16 protein-coding genes are annotated in these 16,443 nt (G+C 69.5%); 15 read left to right on the top strand and 1 reads right to left on the bottom strand.

Features of this window, described 5'->3' with window-relative positions:
- Positions 1–571 precede the first annotated feature (571 nt).
- From EV648_RS24505 to EV648_RS24555, 11 genes are all read left to right on the top strand, one after another.
- Entirely contained in the window at positions 572–1,936 is a 1,365-nt protein-coding gene (locus EV648_RS24505) for a replication-associated recombination protein A (RefSeq protein WP_132296177.1), read from the top strand.
- 4 nt (positions 1,937–1,940) lie between these two features.
- Positions 1,941–2,258, top strand: coding sequence for a nuclear transport factor 2 family protein (locus EV648_RS24510; RefSeq protein ID WP_132296180.1), 318 nt, complete (start codon positions 1,941–1,943; stop codon positions 2,256–2,258).
- A 124-nt stretch (positions 2,259–2,382) separates the two neighbouring features.
- Complete coding sequence (locus EV648_RS24515) at positions 2,383–2,805, top strand: DUF948 domain-containing protein (protein WP_132296183.1); 423 nt, start codon at positions 2,383–2,385, stop codon at positions 2,803–2,805.
- Positions 2,802–3,041: a DUF6167 family protein gene (locus tag EV648_RS24520; protein ID WP_132188752.1), complete on the top strand. Its 240-nt coding sequence runs from the start codon at positions 2,802–2,804 to the stop codon at positions 3,039–3,041. The genes EV648_RS24515 and EV648_RS24520 overlap by 4 nt, the downstream gene beginning before the upstream one ends.
- A gap of 4 nt (positions 3,042–3,045) precedes the next feature.
- Positions 3,046–5,715, top strand: coding sequence for an alanine--tRNA ligase (gene alaS / locus EV648_RS24525; RefSeq protein WP_132296186.1), 2,670 nt, complete (start codon positions 3,046–3,048; stop codon positions 5,713–5,715).
- A 91-nt stretch (positions 5,716–5,806) separates the two neighbouring features.
- On the top strand, positions 5,807–6,265 hold the full coding sequence (gene ruvX, locus EV648_RS24530; RefSeq protein WP_132296189.1) for a Holliday junction resolvase RuvX: 459 nt from the start codon (positions 5,807–5,809) through the stop codon (positions 6,263–6,265).
- Between the two features lie 11 nt (positions 6,266–6,276).
- Positions 6,277–7,449 (top strand): endolytic transglycosylase MltG, encoded by a 1,173-nt coding sequence (gene mltG / locus EV648_RS24535; RefSeq protein ID WP_241995565.1) that lies wholly within the window; start codon positions 6,277–6,279, stop codon positions 7,447–7,449.
- Positions 7,422–8,273, top strand: a complete 852-nt coding sequence (locus tag EV648_RS24540) for a shikimate dehydrogenase (RefSeq protein WP_241995566.1) — start codon at positions 7,422–7,424, stop codon at positions 8,271–8,273. The genes mltG and EV648_RS24540 overlap by 28 nt, the downstream gene beginning before the upstream one ends.
- On the top strand, positions 8,254–9,729 hold the full coding sequence (locus EV648_RS24545) for an FAD-binding oxidoreductase (protein ID WP_132296195.1): 1,476 nt from the start codon (positions 8,254–8,256) through the stop codon (positions 9,727–9,729). The genes EV648_RS24540 and EV648_RS24545 overlap by 20 nt, the downstream gene beginning before the upstream one ends.
- Positions 9,730–9,742: 13 nt before the next feature.
- Complete coding sequence (locus tag EV648_RS24550) at positions 9,743–10,786, top strand: DUF2330 domain-containing protein (protein ID WP_132296198.1); 1,044 nt, start codon at positions 9,743–9,745, stop codon at positions 10,784–10,786.
- A 64-nt stretch (positions 10,787–10,850) separates the two neighbouring features.
- The gene (locus EV648_RS24555) at positions 10,851–11,558 is read left to right on the top strand and encodes an A24 family peptidase (protein ID WP_132296201.1); all 708 of its coding nucleotides are present in this window, start codon (positions 10,851–10,853) and stop codon (positions 11,556–11,558) included.
- 216 nt (positions 11,559–11,774) lie between these two features.
- Here EV648_RS24555 and EV648_RS24560 read toward each other — a convergent pair whose 3' ends face one another.
- Entirely contained in the window at positions 11,775–12,893 is a 1,119-nt protein-coding gene (locus EV648_RS24560) for an ADP-ribosylglycohydrolase family protein (RefSeq protein WP_132296204.1), read from the bottom strand.
- 353 nt (positions 12,894–13,246) lie between these two features.
- On the opposite strand from EV648_RS24560, the gene EV648_RS42690 reads away from it, so the two are divergent.
- The 4 genes from EV648_RS42690 (at position 13,247) to aroB (ending at position 16,443) form a co-directional block, all read left to right on the top strand.
- Positions 13,247–13,462 carry a hypothetical protein gene (locus EV648_RS42690; RefSeq protein WP_158294058.1) on the top strand — a complete coding sequence of 72 codons (216 nt, stop codon included), beginning with the start codon at positions 13,247–13,249 and terminating at the stop codon, positions 13,460–13,462.
- 157 nt (positions 13,463–13,619) lie between these two features.
- Entirely contained in the window at positions 13,620–14,822 is a 1,203-nt protein-coding gene (gene aroC / locus EV648_RS24570; RefSeq protein WP_132296210.1) for a chorismate synthase, read from the top strand.
- Positions 14,819–15,319 carry a shikimate kinase gene (locus EV648_RS24575; RefSeq protein WP_132296213.1) on the top strand — a complete coding sequence of 167 codons (501 nt, stop codon included), beginning with the start codon at positions 14,819–14,821 and terminating at the stop codon, positions 15,317–15,319. The genes aroC and EV648_RS24575 overlap by 4 nt, the downstream gene beginning before the upstream one ends.
- The gene (aroB, locus tag EV648_RS24580) at positions 15,316–16,443 is read left to right on the top strand and encodes a 3-dehydroquinate synthase (protein ID WP_199234792.1); all 1,128 of its coding nucleotides are present in this window, start codon (positions 15,316–15,318) and stop codon (positions 16,441–16,443) included. The genes EV648_RS24575 and aroB overlap by 4 nt, the downstream gene beginning before the upstream one ends.

Genomic DNA, 16,443 nt, shown 5'->3' on the forward strand with positions numbered 1-16,443 from the left:
TCTGGGGCCTGCCCGGGACTTGGGAAATCGCCACGGACTCGTAGCGAGAGCCTGGTGGAGGATCTGACCTGGGGCCCAACTGGGGACTTGGGACAGGACGTGGTGGGCTGTGGGACACGTCATTTCTTGTTCGAGGTCTCGCTGACCTGTCCGAGGTCCCGAGAACTCGCCCGCGCCAGGGTGTGCGATGTGGGTTCCTCGCCGGGCCGGTGGAGGGTTGTTCGACCGGTGGCGCCCTACGAGGCGACAGTCGCCAAGGAAGCTGCCATGGGCAACCTCGCCCCTCGGCAAACCTCGCCCCTCGGGCAACCTCGCCCACTCGGCGACCTCGGCAACAGTCGGCAGACCTCGCCCGCTGGGCGACCTCGGCCCCCTCGGCAGCAGTCGGCAGACCTCGGCCGTCGGGCAACCTCGCCCACTCGGCGACCTCGGCAGCAGTCGGCAGACCTCGCCCGCTGGGCGACCTCGGCCCCTCGACAACACTCGGCGAACCTCGCCCGCTCGGTGGCCTTGCTGGGCTGGGCTCCGCCTGGTTGGGGGGAGTGTCGGTGGGCGTAGGTAGGCTCGTCGGGTGAGTGACGGTCTGTTCGATCTTCCCGGTGCGCCCGCGCCTGCTCGTGGGGGCGGCAGCCTGGCTGATGTCGACCACACTTCCGCCCCGCTGGCGGTCCGGATGCGACCGCGGAGTCTGGATGAGCTGGTAGGGCAGCAGCACCTGCTGGCCCCCGGGTCACCGTTGCGACGGCTGGTCGAAGGCGACCAGCCGATGTCGCTGCTTCTTTGGGGCCCTCCCGGGACGGGGAAGACCACCATCGCGGCGGTCGTCTCGCACCAGACGAACCGGAGGTTCGTCGAGCTGTCCGCCGTCACCGCGGGAGTGAAGGACGTCCGCCAGGTGATCGACGGCGCTCGGCGCGACCTGGCCCGGCCAGGCAACACCGTCGAGACCGTGTTGTTCATCGACGAGGTGCACCGCTTCACTAAGGCCCAGCAGGATGCTCTGCTCCCGGGTGTGGAGAACCGCTGGGTCACCCTCGTCGCCGCGACCACCGAGAACCCGTTCTTCTCCGTCATCTCCCCGCTCCTCTCGCGCTCCCTGCTCCTGACGCTCGAATCACTCACCGACGACGACATCGCAGTACTGCTCGATCGGGCGCTGACCGACGAGCGCGGCCTGAACGAAGAGTTCGAGCTCGACGAGGACGCCCGCGCGCACCTGCTCCGGATGGCCGGGGGAGACGCGCGTCGTGCACTCACGTACCTCGAGGCGGCCGCCGGTGGAGCCCGCGCCAAGCAGGCGGCCACGATCGACCTGAAGACCCTGGAGACGGCGGTCGATCGGGCGGCGGTGCGCTACGACCGGGCGGGTGACCAGCACTACGACGTCGCCTCCGCTCTGATCAAGTCGATCCGCGGCTCCGACGTCGACGCCGCAATGCACTACCTGGCCCGGATGATCGAGGCCGGCGAGGACCCCCGGTTCATCGCCCGACGCCTGGTGATCTCGGCGAGCGAGGACATCGGCATGGGCGACCCGACCGCACTCGGCGTCGCGGTGGCGGCGGCCGACGCGGTCCAGCTGATCGGCATGCCCGAGGCCCGGATCAACCTCGCGCAGGCGGTCGTCGCGCTCGCCCTGGCGCCGAAGTCGAACGCGGTGATCATGGCGATCGACGCCGCCATCGCCGATGTGAAGGCGGGCAAGGTCGGCCCGGTCCCACCCCACCTGCGCGACGCCCACTACGCCGGCGCGAAGAAGATCGGCCACGGCTCGTCGTACCAGTACTCCCACAACGACCCGCGCGGCGTGGTCCCGCAGCAGTACGCGCCCGACGTGGTGGACGATGCGGAGTACTACAAACCCACCCGCCGCGGCGGCGAGGCGGCGTACGCCGAGCGCCTCGCCAACATCCGCAAGATCCTCAAGGACCGCTGAGCCCATGGACCGAGTCGCGCAGCACATCGAGGCGTTCAACCACGCAGTCGGCACCGGCGACTGGCAGACCTTCAGCAAGCGCTTCGCCGCCGGCGCCCGGATGTCGTTCGTCGGCGTCCCCGCCGGCCCGTACGTCGGCCGCCCGGCGATCGCCGAGGCCTACGAGACCAACCCACCCACGGACACCATCGCCACCTTCGAAACCACCAACCCCACCAGCGACACCGTCCACTTCAGCTGGTCCTCCGGCGCCACCGGAACGATGCGGTTCGCCTGGGCCCCGACCGGCGAAGTACAGGAACTCACCGTCACCTTCGACTAGCTCCCGGCGGGAGTTGGTGAGGGACTGTTATGTGGGGGATGGTGTCCCTGGGACGAGCCGGGGCCTGCCGCGCGATAAAGTCGGGCGGTCCACGAGGTGTACCAACGGAAGGTGGATCGTTTCCATGAGCGTCGGTGAAGTCGCGGGGCTGATCGCGGCCTGCGCGCTGCTGATCCTGGTGGGCCTGCTGGCCTATCCGATCCTGAAGCTCGGCAAGGTGTTCGACGAGACTCGGATCCTGGTCAAGGGGGTCTCGGACGAGACCGTGCCGCTGCTCGGAGAGGTGACGACCACCGTGGCGACCACGAACGCCCAGTTGCTGAAGGTGGACACCATCACCGACAACGCCAGCACCGTGACCACCAACGCGGCGGCGCTCACGTCGCTGTTCGCGGCCACCGCCGGCGGCCCGCTGGTCAAGGCCGCCGCGTTCTCGTACGGCGTCCGCCGCGCGCTGGGCGAGAGCCAGCGCCGCGACGTCTCGCGCCGGGTGAAGGAAGAGATGAAGGCCGAGCGCAAGGCGAAGAAGCGCGGTGACGTCCGGTGAAGCGGATCCTGTGGTTCATCATCGGCACGGCCGTCGGCGTCTACGCGGTGACCCGGCTGAAGAAGCGGGCCCAGGTGCTCGCGCCCGAGAGCCTGCAGCAGTCGGCGGAGAAGGTGGCCAGCGCGATCCGGCACTTCGGCGACGAGGTGCGGGCGGGCATGGCCGAACGGGAGACCGAGCTGCGCGACGCGCTCGGCATCGACACAGCACCAACTGAACGTGAGGACTACCGGTAACACCATGGAAACCAGTGAGATTCGCCGGCGGTTCCTGAGCTACTTCGAGGACCGGGGCCACACGGTCGTGCCGAGCGCGCCGCTGCCCTCGCCGGACCCGAACCTGTTGTTCAACGTCGCCGGGATGGCGCAGTTCGTGCCGTACTTCGTCGGCCAGCAGACCCCGCCGTACCCGCGCGCCACCAGCGTGCAGAAGTGCGTCCGGACCCTCGACATCGAGGAGGTCGGCAAGACCACCCGGCACGGCACGTTCTTCCAGATGAACGGCAACTTCTCCTTCGGCGACTACTTCAAGGAGCAGGCCGTCCAGTACGCCTGGGAGCTGGTCACGAAGCCGCAGAGCGAGGGCGGCTACGGCTTCGACGAGTCGGTCCTGTACGCCTCGGTCTACTACGAGGACGACGAGGCGATCGACATCTGGAAGCGGGTCGCCGGGCTGCCCGACGACCGGATCGTCCGGCTCGGGATGAAGGACAACTTCTGGTCGATGGGCATCCCGGGTCCGTGCGGCCCGTGCTCGGAGATCCTGATCGACCGCGGCCCGGAGTTCGGCGCCGACCGGGACTGGGAGGCGGGCGACCGCTACCTGGAGTTCTGGAACCTGGTCTTCATGCAGAACATCCGCGGTGAGGGTGGCGGCAAGGAGGGCTACCCGATCCTCGGCGAGCTGCCGAAGAAGAACATCGACACCGGCCTCGGCCTCGAGCGCGTCGCGTACCTGCTGCAGGGCGTCGACAACATGTACGAGATCGACGAGATCTACCCGGTGATCGAGAAGGCGTCGGAGCTGAGCGGCCGCAAGTACGGCGCCGACCACGTCGACGACATCCGCTTCCGGGTGATCGCGGACCACGTCCGCAGCGCGCTGATGCTGATCGGCGACGGCGTCACCCCGGGCAACGAGCGCGGCGGTTACGTACTGCGCCGCCTGCTGCGCCGGGCGGTCCGCTCCATGCGCCTGCTCGGCTACGAGGACCCCAGCCTGGTGGAACTGCTGCCGACCAGCCTGGAGCAGATGAAGAAGTCCTACCCCGAGCTGGAGGCCGACTTCGGCCGGATCAGCCAGGTCGCGTACGCCGAGGAGGAGGCGTTCCGCCGTACTCTCACGGCCGGTACGAGTGTCTTCGACCTGGCCGTGAAGACGGTGAAGTCCGAGAGCGGCGCGGCCCTCGCCGGGGCGCAGGCGTTCCAGCTGCACGACACTTACGGCTTCCCGATCGACCTGACCGTCGAGATGGCCGCCGAGCAGGGCCTGCAGGTGGACACCGAGGGCTTCAAGACGCTGATGACCGAGCAGCGCGAGCGGGCCAAGGCGGACGCGCGGGCGAAGAAGGCCGGCCACGCGGACACCTCGGGCTACCGCGAGCTGCGGGAGAGCGGCGCCACCGAGTTCACCGGGTACCAGGAGCTCACCACCGACTCCCAGGTCCGCGGCGTACTGCGGGACGGCGTGGTGACGCAGGCCGCCGAGCCGGGTGACACCGTCGAGGTCGTGCTGGAGAAGACTCCGTTCTACGCGGAGTCGGGTGGCCAGATCGCCGATGAGGGCCTGATCGTGGCCGACGGCGTCAAGCTCCAGGTGCTCGACGTGCAGCGTCCGGTCAAGGGCCTGATCGTGCACCGGGTGAAGGTGCTCGAGGGTGTCGTCCAGCCCGGGCTCGACGTGCACGCGCAGGTCGATCACGAGTGGCGGGTCTCGGCCTGCCAGGCGCACTCCGGCACGCACGTCGTGCACGCGGCCCTGCGCCAGGTGCTCGGCCCGAACGCGCTGCAGAGCGGCTCGTACAACAAGCCCGGCTACCTCCGGCTCGACTTCGCCTGGTCGTCGGCACTGGACTCGGCCACTCGCAGCGAGATCGAGGAGGTCGCGAACCTCGCCGTCCGCCAGGACCTGCCGGTCTCCGCGCAGTACATGTCGCTGCCCGAAGCCCGGGAGTGGGGCGCGCTGGCGCTGTTCGGCGAGACGTACGACGAAGAGGTGCGCGTCGTGGAGATCGGTGGCCCCTGGTCGCGGGAGCTCTGCGGTGGGACGCACGTCAAGCACTCCTCGCAGGTCGGCGCGCTGACCGTGACGAGCGAGTCGTCCGTCGGTGCGGGCGTCCGCCGCTTGGAGGCGTTCGTCGGCATGGACGCGCTGCATTACCTGGGCAAGGAGCGGGCGCTGGTCCGGCTGCTCTCGGAGTCGCTGAAGACCCGGCCGGAGGAGCTGCCCGCGAAGGTGGCCGACCTGTCCGAGCGGCTGCGGATCGCCGAGAAGGAGCTGGAGAAGGTCCGGGCCGGCCAGGTGCTGGCCGCGGCCGCCGAACTGGCGCAGAACCCGAAGGATGTCTTCGGGGTCGCGTACGTCGGCCACCGGGCTCCCGACGGCGTGAACGGCGGGGACCTGCGCAAGCTGGCCCTCGACATCCGTGGCCGGATGCCGGCCGACCGGCCGGCGGTGGTGTCCGTGCTCAGCGTGAACGACGGCAAGCCCGCCGTGGTGGTCGCCCTGAACGACACCGCGCGCGAGTGGGGCCTGAAGGCCGGCGACCTGGTCCGGATCGCCGCCGAGCAGCTGGGAGGTCGTGGCGGTGGCAAGGACGACGTCGCGCAGGGTGGCGGCACGGACGCGACCGGCGTGGACAAGGCGCTGGCCGCGGTCGAGCACTCCGTCGGCCAGTCGGTCACCGGCTGACCGTGGGACCGCAGTCGACCTGGCGCCGGGGAAGGGCACACCGTGTGTGCCCGCCCGGCGCCGCTGCGCGACCCCCCGCGGGGGCACTCTAATGCGCCGGGGTGTGCGGATCGCGCTCGATATCGGCGACGCCAGGATCGGCGTCGCGACCAGTGACCCGCACGGGATTCTCGCGACACCGGTCGAGACGGTGCGCCGTGGACCCGGGGATCTTGACCGGATCGTTAGTCTCGTAGCCGAGCTAGACGCGTTCGAGCTCGTGATCGGCCTGCCCCGATCGTTGTCCGGCGGTGAGGGACCGGCCGCGGTCCGGATCCGCGAGACGGCTGAGCAGGTGCGGTTGCTGGTGCACAAGGTAAACCCGGAGGCGACAGTGCGGATGGTGGACGAGCGGTTCACCACGGTCACGGCCGAGCGGATGCTCCGGGACCGGGGAAAGAAGGGTTCCAAGCGGCGGGCCGTGGTCGACCAGGCCGCGGCGGTCGTGATCCTGCAACACGCGCTCGACTTCGAGCGTGAGACCGGCAACCCGCCCGGGAGGCCCCTGTGAACGGAACATCGGTGAACGAAGACCGTGAGGACCTGGACGACCATCTCGGCCTGCGGCCCGAGAGCCGCACCGAGCGCCGGGCGAACCGGCGCAAGGCTCGGGCGCGGCGTGGTTTCGGGTGCTTCGCGGGGCTGGTCTCGCTGCTCGTCGTCGGCGCGCTGATCGGCGGTCTGGTGGTCGGCTACGGCAAGGGCCGGGACGCCCTGGAGCGGATGTTCGCCGCACCGGACTACGAGGGCACCGGCACCACCGCGGTGACGGTCGAGATCACCCAGGGCCAGAGCGCCCAGGCGATCGCCGACACGCTGGAGAAGAAGGGCGTGGTCAAGAGCGCCAAGGCGTTCGAGCGGGTCGCCCGCGACGATCCCCGGTCCCGCCAGATCCAGGCCGCGACGTACACGCTGAAGAAGGAGATGTCGGCGCAGGCCGCGCTGGACCTGCTGCTGAACCCGGCCAAGTCCGTGCTGGTCACCCGGATCAGCATTCCGCCAGGCCGGACCAAGGCCGAGGTGGTCGCGCTGCTGCAGAAGTCCAAGTCCGCGAAGCTGCCGGCCGGCGCCGCCCTGGTCGCGATGGCCAAGGGCCAGAACCTCAAGCTGCCGTCGTACGCGAACAACAACCCGGAGGGCTTCCTCTACCCGGGCACCTACGACATCCCGAAGAACGCCAACGCGACCACCATCCTGCGACTGCTGACGGCGCAGTACGCGAAGACCTCGGCCGAGCTGCAGTTGCCGCAGACCGCGCAGCGCAAGAAGCTCGATCCGTACCAGGCGGTGATCGTCGCCAGCATCATCGGCGCCGAGACGAACCGCCCGCAGGACTACGCGAAGGTCGCCCGGGTGATCTACAACCGCCTGCAGATCGGCAAGAAGCTGCAGATGGACTCGACCGTGCACTACGTGACCGGCCGGGACGGCAAGGTCTTCACCACCGACGAGCAGCGCCAGAAGGACTCGGCTTACAACACCTACATGTACTCCGGGCTGCCGCCGACGCCGATCAACTCTCCCAGCAAGGAGACCTTGCAGGCGGCGCTGAACCCGGCGAAGGGGAGCTGGCTGTACTTCACCCTGGTCAACCTCGACACCGGCGAGACCATGTTCGCCAGCACGGGGGACGAGCACCAGGCGAACGTGAAGAAGCTGCAGGCCTGGTGCGCGTCCCACGCCGGCCGGTGCTGATGACCCGTTGTGCCGTGCTCGGGCAGCCGATCGCGCACTCGCTGTCCCCGGCGATGCACCGGGCCGCGTACGCCGAGCTCGGGCTGGACTGGCGGTACGACGCGTACGAGGTCGGCGAGGACGAGCTCCGGGGATTCCTGAGCACGCTCGGCGGCGACGTACGCGGGTTGTCGCTGACGATGCCGCTGAAGCGGGTCGCGCTGGACCTGGTGGACACGGTCGACCCGGTCGCGGAGCTGATCGGAGCGGCGAACACGATGTTGTTCGAGCCCGACGGATCCCGGTCGGCCCACAACACCGACGTGCCGGGGTTGGTGGCCGCGTTCGCGGAGCGCGGGATCACCGGCGCGGACACGGCCGTGGTACTGGGTGGTGGGGCGACGGCGGCGTCGACCCTGGCCGCCCTGCGGGGGTTGAAGGTCAGCGAGGTCACCCTCGTCGTCCGGGACCTCGGCAAGGTCGAGCGGCTCCGGGACCTCGCGGCCGAGCTCGGACTGAAGACGTCGGTCACGGATTTCGGCCAGGTCGAGCAGATCGGCGGGTTCGACCTGTGCGTCTCGACGTTGCCGGGTGGCGCCGTCGATCCGTGGGCGGAGCACTTCGCGCAGGTCGCGCCGGTCGTCTTCGACGTCGCGTACCACCCGTGGCCGACCCAGCTCGCGATCGTGGCGCACCGGATCGGTACAGAGCTGTTGAACGGCCTTGATCTACTCGTGCATCAGGCGACTCTCCAGGTGGAGATGATGACAGGTAGGTCGCCCGCGCCCCTGGCGGCCATGAGGGCCGCAGCGCGTGAGGAGCTCGATGAGCGTGAGCCAGGTTGATCGCCGTACCTTCCTGAGAGCAGGCGGCGCTGTCGCTGCCATTGCTCTCACCAGCTGCTCCGACACGAAGCCGGCGAGCGCTGGTTCTCCCAGCGCTCAGACGGCGGTCGCGGGCCCGGACTGGAACGGGCTCAAGCGAAGCCTCAGAGGCACCCTGACCCTGCCGGGCAACACCGGGTATGCGGCGGCCCACCAACTCTTCAACCCGCGCTGGGACTCGGTCCAGCCGGCCGCGGTGGTCCGTGCGGCCGGAGCGAACGACGTGCGCGCGGCGATCCTCTTCGCCCGGAAGAACAAGCTCGCCTTCGTCCCCAAGAGCGGCGGGCACTCCTACGTCGGCGCGTCCACGGTCAGCAAGGGCCTGATGCTCGACCTCGGCGCGATGCGCGGGATGAGCTACGCCAACAACGTCCTCACGGTGTACCCCGGCGCCAGGTTGTACGACGTGCACGCGTTCCTCGACAAGTACGGGCGTTCCCTGCCGACGGGTACCTGCCCGACCGTCGGAGTGGCGGGCCTTGCGCTCGGTGGCGGGATGGGCATCCACACGCGCACCTACGGGCTGACCTGCGACCGGATCCTCTCGATGGGCGTGATCACCGCCGACGGCACCGCGCGGGTCGTCAGCCCTTCAGCGGATCCGGATCTGTTCTGGGCGCTCCGGGGCAGTGGCGGCAGCAACCTCGGCGTCGTCACGTCGTTCCGGTTCGCGACCATCCCGGCGACGAAGCTCGGGTTCTTCCGGCTGACCTGGCCGGAGTCGAAGGCCGCGGCGGTGGTCCGTGGCTGGCAGAAGTTCGCCCGGTCCGCACCGGCGACCGCCTGGGGCAACCTGCATATCGATGCCAAGAGCAACGGAACGCTGTCGGTCCACGTGCTCGGCGTCTCCACCACCGGTTCGGCCACGGCGGCCGCGGCGCTGCTCGAGCAGTACGTCGGGTCGAAGGCGTCCGTTCGCTCGATCACCGTGAAGACCCAAATGGAGGCGGTGAAGTTCCTCGGCGGCGGGACCACCAGCCCGCGGACGGGATTCCTCGCCGGCTCCGACGTACTGCATCCGATGAACGCGGCAGCCATCACGGCGTTGCTCGGTGCGGTGAAGACCGCGGCCCGGGCGAAGCTACCCGCGGCGGCGATCCTCGACCCGCTGGGCGGGCAGGCCGCGAAGGTGCCGACAGGCGGTTCCTCGTGGGGCTGGCGGTCCGCGCTCGGCGTGGTCCAGTGGTACTCCGGGCTGCCGGCGCATCCGACCGCGGCCCAGGTCAAGGCAGCACAGACCTTCATCACCAACGGCCATCGCGCGGTCCGACCCGCCACGGCCGGCGGGTACGTGAACTACGTCGAGACCGGCCGCTCGGTCAGCACCTACTACGGCGCCAACTACAGCCGGCTGCAGACGGTCAAGAAGAAGTACGACCCCACCAACTTTTTCAGGACCGCGTACACCCTTGCGTGACTAGCCTTCCGCCATGAAGTTGTGGCGGTCGATCGCGGGGGTGCTGGCGTTCGTTGCCGTGGGCGCGGGAGTCTCGCCTGCCTGGGCGTGCGCGTGCGGCGGGTATCTGTCGGATGCCGGGTCGCGGGCGCGGGCCTACGGGGAGAACGCACTGGTGCGGTTCGACGGCACGCAGGAAGAGATCGTGCTGTCGATGTCGATCCAGGGGCAGTCGAAGAAGGCGGCCTGGATCATGCCGGTACCGGCCGCCGCGAAGGTGGAGCTCGGCGACCGCGACCTGTTCTACCGGCTGGAGTCGATCACGCGTCCCAAGGTGGTCATCCGCAAGACCTACTGGCCGTTCCGGGATCTGGGGATCATGGGCAGCGGCCGGGGTGACACCGCCGGCGCAGCGCCAGGTTCGGCCGTCAACGTGCACCAGCAGATGGTGCTCGGCCCGTTCCAGGTCGCGCGGCTCGGTGGGACCAGCGCGACCGCCGTGACGGACTGGCTCAGCAAGAACGGGTACGTCGTACCGGCCGGGTTGGCGACCAACCTCACGCCGTACATCACCGAGAAGTGGGAGATCGTCGCGGTCAAGCTGGCACCCGAGCGCGAGGGTGGTTCGATGAGCGGGTCGACCCCGCCGTTGCGGTTGACCTTCCCGTCGACGCGCATCGTCTACCCGATGCGGTTGAGCAAGGGCGCGACCACCGACCAGACGGTGACCGTGTATGTCGCCGCGCCGTACCGGGTGGACACGACCAAGCTGCCGGACCCGGCGGTCAAGCCGGAACTCCTGTACGCCGGGCGAACGGAGGGGGAGTCGTATGCGCAACTGGCCGCGCCGACGTCGTTCCTGACGGCGTACACGGTGTCCTACACCGAGCCCGGCCGGATCACCGACGACTTCGTCTTCGCCAAGGCGACCACGGACGCGGAGTACCAGCGGGTCACGTACGTCACCCGCAACGACGGGTTGCTGAGCACGATCGGGGTGATCTTCGGGATCCTGCTGCTGGTCGGTGCCGGCGCCGCGGTGATCGCCCGGATCCTAGTGCGCCGGTCCGCCTCCTGAGCTATCCACAGGGCGCGGTTGGCGGAGCGGCGGGCGGCCGCCGGATCGTCTAGGCTCCTGGATCGTGCCGGCTGATCACGCGTTGCTCGCCGCGAGCGCCGGTGTGGTGCTCTGCGGCCCAGCGGCGTACCTGCTCGGCCCGTGGCTGCTGCGCCGGATCCCCGAGCCGGTCCTGGACGAGGGGGAGACCAAACCCCTGTACGCCGAGCTGGCCGGACCGCGGGCGGCGTACTGGTGCGGCGTTACCGCCGCGGTCGCGGGCGGGCTGCTCGGCTGGTCGCTGGGGAACTCGCCGGCGCTTGTCGCGTGGCTCATCCTTGCTGTGGTTGGTGCTGTGCTCGGTTACATCGACACCCGGACGAGGTACCTGCCGTCGGCGATCATCTGGCCGTCGTACCTGGTGGTCGGACTGGCGCTGGTGGTCGGCTCGGCGGTGTCGGGGGAGTGGGGATCGCTGCGGCGGGCGGCGATCGCGGGGGTGATCGGGTTCGGGGTGTTCTACGTGCTCTGGTACGTGTTCCCGCGCGGGGTGGGGTTCGGCGACGTGCGGCTGTCCGGGTTGCTCAGCATGGCGCTCGGCTGGCTCGGCTGGGGTGAGCTCGTCACTGGTCTGTACGGCGGATTCTTCCTCGGCGCGGTGATCGGGATCGTGCTGACGCTGGCGAAGGTGTTCAAGCGCAAACAGCTGTTCCCGTTCGGCCCGTTCATGCTGGTCGGTGCGCTGATCGGCGTACTGGTCGGTGGTCCGCTCGAACGCCTCTACCTGGGCTAGGGCCGATACACCAGCGGGTCAAGGCGACCTGGGACCCGCGTAATCTGTCGGGCACAAGCTTTCGATCGAACCGGCCTGACGGCTGACCTGAACCGGCCGGGGCGCCGGGCCTGATCCTCGGGGGACGGGCCGGACGCCCCGGCCCGCCTGTCAGTGACGTTCTTCCAGGCCGATGGCGTCGCGGAGTTTCTGGGTGGCTTCCCGGAGTGCTGGGTCTCACCAGCCGGGGTAGCGCTGGCGCCAGCCGGTCTCGGGGCCGTAATCGCCGTGCAGCCTTGACTGCTGGGTGAACTCGAACACCAGGTCGTCGGCCAACTCGAGGATCACGCCGCGGCCTTCGACAGCGAACACGAGTTCCGGCGGCAACGCGGTCTCCCCATGCAGCGCGCCGAGGATGTTGCCGCAGATCGCGCCGGTCGAGTCGCTGTCGCCCGAATGCGTGACCGCGAGGGCCAGAGCGTCGAGGAACTGCTCGGGCTCGGGATACACCAGAGCGCAGTACACGCCGATGCCGAGCGCTTCCTCGGCGATCCAGCCGCCACCGAGTCGTTCCACGGTTGCCTGTCCTGGCTGGCTGTTGGCCGCCAACTCGCGCGCGGCGGCGAGCGCAGTACTGGTCTCTTCGTGGCCGGGTTTCTGCGCGAGTAGTGCTTGCGCGGAGTCGAGCGCGGAGTTGAGGTCGGCGCCTTGGCAGATGGCGTGGACGATCGCGGCGAGCGCGCCTGAGGCGAGCTTGCCGGTCAGGTGTCCATGCGTGTATCCCGCTGCTTGCGCCGCCGAGTCGAACGCCCACTCGGCACTGAACCACCTCGCCGGCAACAGCCCAAACGGCGCCGCCCGCATGACTCCGCCGCACCCCTTGGAGTCGTTGACCGCCTGCCCGCCGAACTGCTGGATCCTGTCGCCACCCTTGCGAGCCTCGGTCAACGCCGACAGGCAGGTGTTGCCGGGAGCGCGGCGCGCGTACAACCACTGCTCACCCTGCAACCACCCGTCGAGCTGCCCACTCGGCCCCGGCAACAACTGCGTGTCGAGCCACCGGTCGTACGCGTGATGCACCACCGCCACCGTGAACCCAAGCCCCCGATCGGTCCGCACCCCCGCGCGGATCAACCCCTCGACGGTGAACAAGGTCATCTGCGTGTCATCGGTCACCGTCCCGGCAGGCCACCCCGTGCCCCCGGCAACAAACCCCCGCAACCCCTCCGGATGAGCAGCAACAATCTCTTGCCCCTGCGAGAACTCAACCGGCCCCCCAAGCGCATCCCCGATCGCCCCACCCAACAAACAACCCCGAACCCTGGACCGATAAGCCTCATCATCCGCACGCGTCACCCGCCGAGCGTACGACGAGAAGGAGCCACTCCCACGCCACCTCCTCCGTCGGCGCCACCCCGGGTCGCGGCTCCTTCGTCGCCCGCTCAGCAAGAGCCAGGCGACACGTGGGTCGGGTTCACATCCCCACCTCAGCACGGATCCGCCGGACCAGCCCGGGCAGCACCTGGGCGAACCGGTCGACTTCTTCGTACGTCGTGGCCGGGCTGGTGGACCACCTCGTTTCTGCTGAGCGGCGACGGAGGGCCGCGACCCGAGGGTGGGCGGGCCGGTAATCGCTGAGGACGAGCGAACGGCGTACGCAACGACAGGTAGTACTGCGTTCTCCGGGCGTCTCGACCGCATCGCTGAGCGTGGAGGTTGATGTCGCGAGCGACCTCATCCTGTCGTTCGGTACAGCCGTGCCGGAGCAGCAGGTCAGGGTGGACTTCTTGTCATGCGAGCCGGCCGCCCGACCACCTCTGGTACGGCAGGCCGGCCTGATGACGACCTCTGGTACGGCGGGCCGGCTGCCTGACTACCTCTGTACGGCGAGCTGGCCGCCTGACCACCTCGCCGCGGTCCAGTGACCACCCCGGGCCCCGTCCGGTAATCATTCGCTCCGCTGCGACGAAGGAGCCGCGACCCGGGGGCGGGCGGGACCAAGCGACAGAGGGGCTGCGTGGGCAGGTTGTCCACGGGGTGGGCGGGAGCGGGCGCCGTGGGAGCGCGTGGGAGGATTGCGGCATGCTGCGCTGGCTTACCGCCGGCGAGTCGCACGGACAAGCGCTCGTCGCCGTACTCGAAGGTCTTCCCGCAGGCGTCCTGGTCACCACGGATGATGTGGCCGACGCCCTGGCTCGTCGTCGTCTCGGTTATGGCCGGGGTGCGCGGATGAAGTTCGAGCGGGACGAGGTGACTTTCATCGGCGGGTTCCGGCACGGGGTGTCGCTCGGCAGCCCGGTCGCGATCCAGGTGGGGAACACCGAGTGGCCGAAGTGGGAGCAGGTGATGGCTGGCGATCCGGTCGATCCGGAGGTGCTGGCCGATCTCGCCCGCAATGCCCCGCTGACTCGCCCGCGCCCTGGTCACGCCGACCTCGCCGGGATGCAGAAGTACGGCTTCGACGAGGCCCGTCCGGTGCTGGAGCGCGCGAGCGCCCGGGAGACCGCGGCCCGGGTCGCGCTCGGTGAGGTCGCCGCGCGGTTCCTGAAGCAGGCGTACGGGATCACCATCGTCAGCCACGTGGTCGAGCTCGGCACCGTGAAGGCACCGTACGGCGTGATTCCCTCGGCCACCGATGTCGCCAGGCTCGACGCGGACCCGGTGCGCTGCCTGGATCCGGACGCGAGCAAGCAGATGGTCGCCGAGATCGATCAGGCACAGAAGGCCGGTGACACCCTCGGTGGTGTCGTCGAGGTTGTCGTCGACGGCCTCCCGCCGGGCCTCGGCAGCTACGTGCATTGGGACCGTCGGCTGGACTCCAAGCTCGCCGGCGCGCTGATGGGCATCCAGGCGATCAAGGGCGTCGAACTCGGCGACGGCTTCGAGTTGGCCCGTACGCCTGGATCCCAGGCGCACGACGAGATCGTCGCCGAGAACGGAGAGGTACGCCGTACCAGCGGGCGCTCGGGTGGTACCGAGGGCGGCATGAGCACGGGGGAGACCCTGCGCGTGCGTGCCGCGATGAAGCCGATCGCGACGGTGCCGAGGGCGCTGCGCACGATCGACACGGTCACCGGCGAGGCGGCTTCGGCGCACCACCAGCGCTCCGACGTCTGCGCCGTACCGGCCGCGGGCATCGTCGCCGAGGCGATGGTGGCCCTGGTCCTGGCGGACGTGTCGATCGAGAAGTTCGGCGGGGACTCGGTCGGGGAGACCTCGCGCAACCACAAGTCGTACCTGGCGAACCTGCCGTCGACGATCGCCGCGCGCGAGTGGGCCCAGTGAGCCCGGTCGTCGTCCTGGTCGGTCCGCCCGGTTCGGGCAAGTCGACCATCGCCGCGCTGCTGGCGACGCGGCTCGGCAGGACGCACCGCGACACCGACACGGACGTCGAGAACGAGGCGGGCAAGCCGATCTCGGACATCTTCGTCGACGCCGGCGAAGCCGCCTTCCGCGCACTCGAGCGGGCCGCGATCGTGGCCGCTCTGAAGGATGACGGTGCGGTGCTGTCGCTCGGTGGTGGCGCCGTGCTGGACGCCGAGACCCGTGCCGATCTGGCCGGGCACAACGTCGTCTACCTGGACGTTTCCATCGGCGAGGCGGCCAAGCGGGTCGGCCTCGGAGTCGCCCGGCCGTTGCTGCTCGGCAACGTCCGCACCCAGCTGAAGAACCTGATGGACGCCCGCCGGCCCTTGTACGTCGAGGTCGCCAAGCTGACGGTGACCACCGACGGCCGGACGCCGGAGGAGATCGCCGACGAGATCGTGGAGCACCTCGGATGAGCACCGAATCCGGTACCAACGGCGTGGTGGACAAGACCCGCAGGATCAGGGTCGAGGCGGCGTCGCCATACGACGTTGTCATCGGCAACAATCTGCTGGCTGAGCTGCCTGCCCTGGTCGGTGATGACGTACGCCGGGTCGCGGTGATCCACCCGCGGGCCCTTCGCACCAGCGGCGACGCCATCCGCGACGACCTCACCGCGGGCGGGTTCACCGCGCACGCGATCGAGATCCCGGACGCCGAGGAGGCCAAGTCTGCCGAAGTGCTGGCTTACTGCTGGTCGGTGCTCGGCCAGGCCGGCTTCACCCGGTCCGACGCGATCGTCTCGATCGGCGGTGGTACGACGACCGACCTCGCGGGATTCGTCGCCGCGACCTGGCTGCGCGGTGTCCGGGTCGTCCACATCCCGACCACGTTGCTCGCCATGGTGGACGCGGCCGTGGGTGGCAAGACCGGCATCAACACTGCCGAGGGCAAGAACCTGGTCGGCGCCTTCTGGGAACCGGCCGGGGTGCTGTGCGACCTCGCCGCGCTGGAAACCCTTCCCCGCAACGACTACGTGAGCGGCCTGGCCGAAGTGGTGAAGTGCGGGTTCATCGCGGACCCGGTGATCCTCGACCTGGTGGAGAAGGACCCGGCCGGCGCGTCCGTACCGGCGTACGAGCACACCGAGGAACTCATCGCCCGGGCGATCCAGGTGAAGGCCGACACGGTCGCCGCCGATCTGCACGAGCGAACGACGACCGTCGGCGGTCAGGTCGGGCGGGAGGCCCTGAACTACGGGCACACTCTCGGCCACGCGATCGAGCGGGTCGAGCGGTACAAGTGGCGCCACGGTGCCGCGATCAGCATCGGCATGGTGTTCGTCGCCGAACTCGCCCGGGCCGCGGGCAAGCTCGACGACGCCACGGCCGACCGGCACCGCGCAGTACTGGAGTCCCTCGGCCTGCCGACGTCCTACCGGGCCGACGCCTGGTCGCACCTGCAGGACGCGATGAAGCTGGACAAGAAGACCCGGGCCGACCGGTTGCGCTTCGTGGTACTGGATGGGTTGGCCAAGCCGACCATCCTCGAAGCGCCCGACCCGAGTCTTCTCGTCGCCGCCTACGCCGAGATCAGCTGA

Source organism: Kribbella sp. VKM Ac-2568 (assembly GCF_004345365.1).
GTDB lineage: Bacteria > Actinomycetota > Actinomycetes > Propionibacteriales > Kribbellaceae > Kribbella > Kribbella orskensis.

What these genes read in the sequence shown, in the direction of transcription:
- EV648_RS24510 (WP_132296180.1), top strand. Translation starts at nt 1,941, where the DNA reads ATGGACCGAGTCGCGCAGCACATCGAGGCGTTCAACCACGCAGTCGGC.
- EV648_RS24515 (WP_132296183.1), top strand. Translation starts at nt 2,383, where the DNA reads ATGAGCGTCGGTGAAGTCGCGGGGCTGATCGCGGCCTGCGCGCTGCTG.
- alaS (WP_132296186.1), top strand. Translation starts at nt 3,046, where the DNA reads ATGGAAACCAGTGAGATTCGCCGGCGGTTCCTGAGCTACTTCGAGGAC.
- ruvX (WP_132296189.1), top strand. Translation starts at nt 5,807, where the DNA reads ATGCGCCGGGGTGTGCGGATCGCGCTCGATATCGGCGACGCCAGGATC.
- EV648_RS24545 (WP_132296195.1), top strand. Translation starts at nt 8,254, where the DNA reads ATGAGCGTGAGCCAGGTTGATCGCCGTACCTTCCTGAGAGCAGGCGGC.
- EV648_RS24550 (WP_132296198.1), top strand. Translation starts at nt 9,743, where the DNA reads ATGAAGTTGTGGCGGTCGATCGCGGGGGTGCTGGCGTTCGTTGCCGTG.
- aroC (WP_132296210.1), top strand. Translation starts at nt 13,620, where the DNA reads ATGCTGCGCTGGCTTACCGCCGGCGAGTCGCACGGACAAGCGCTCGTC.
- aroB (WP_199234792.1), top strand. Translation starts at nt 15,316, where the DNA reads ATGAGCACCGAATCCGGTACCAACGGCGTGGTGGACAAGACCCGCAGG.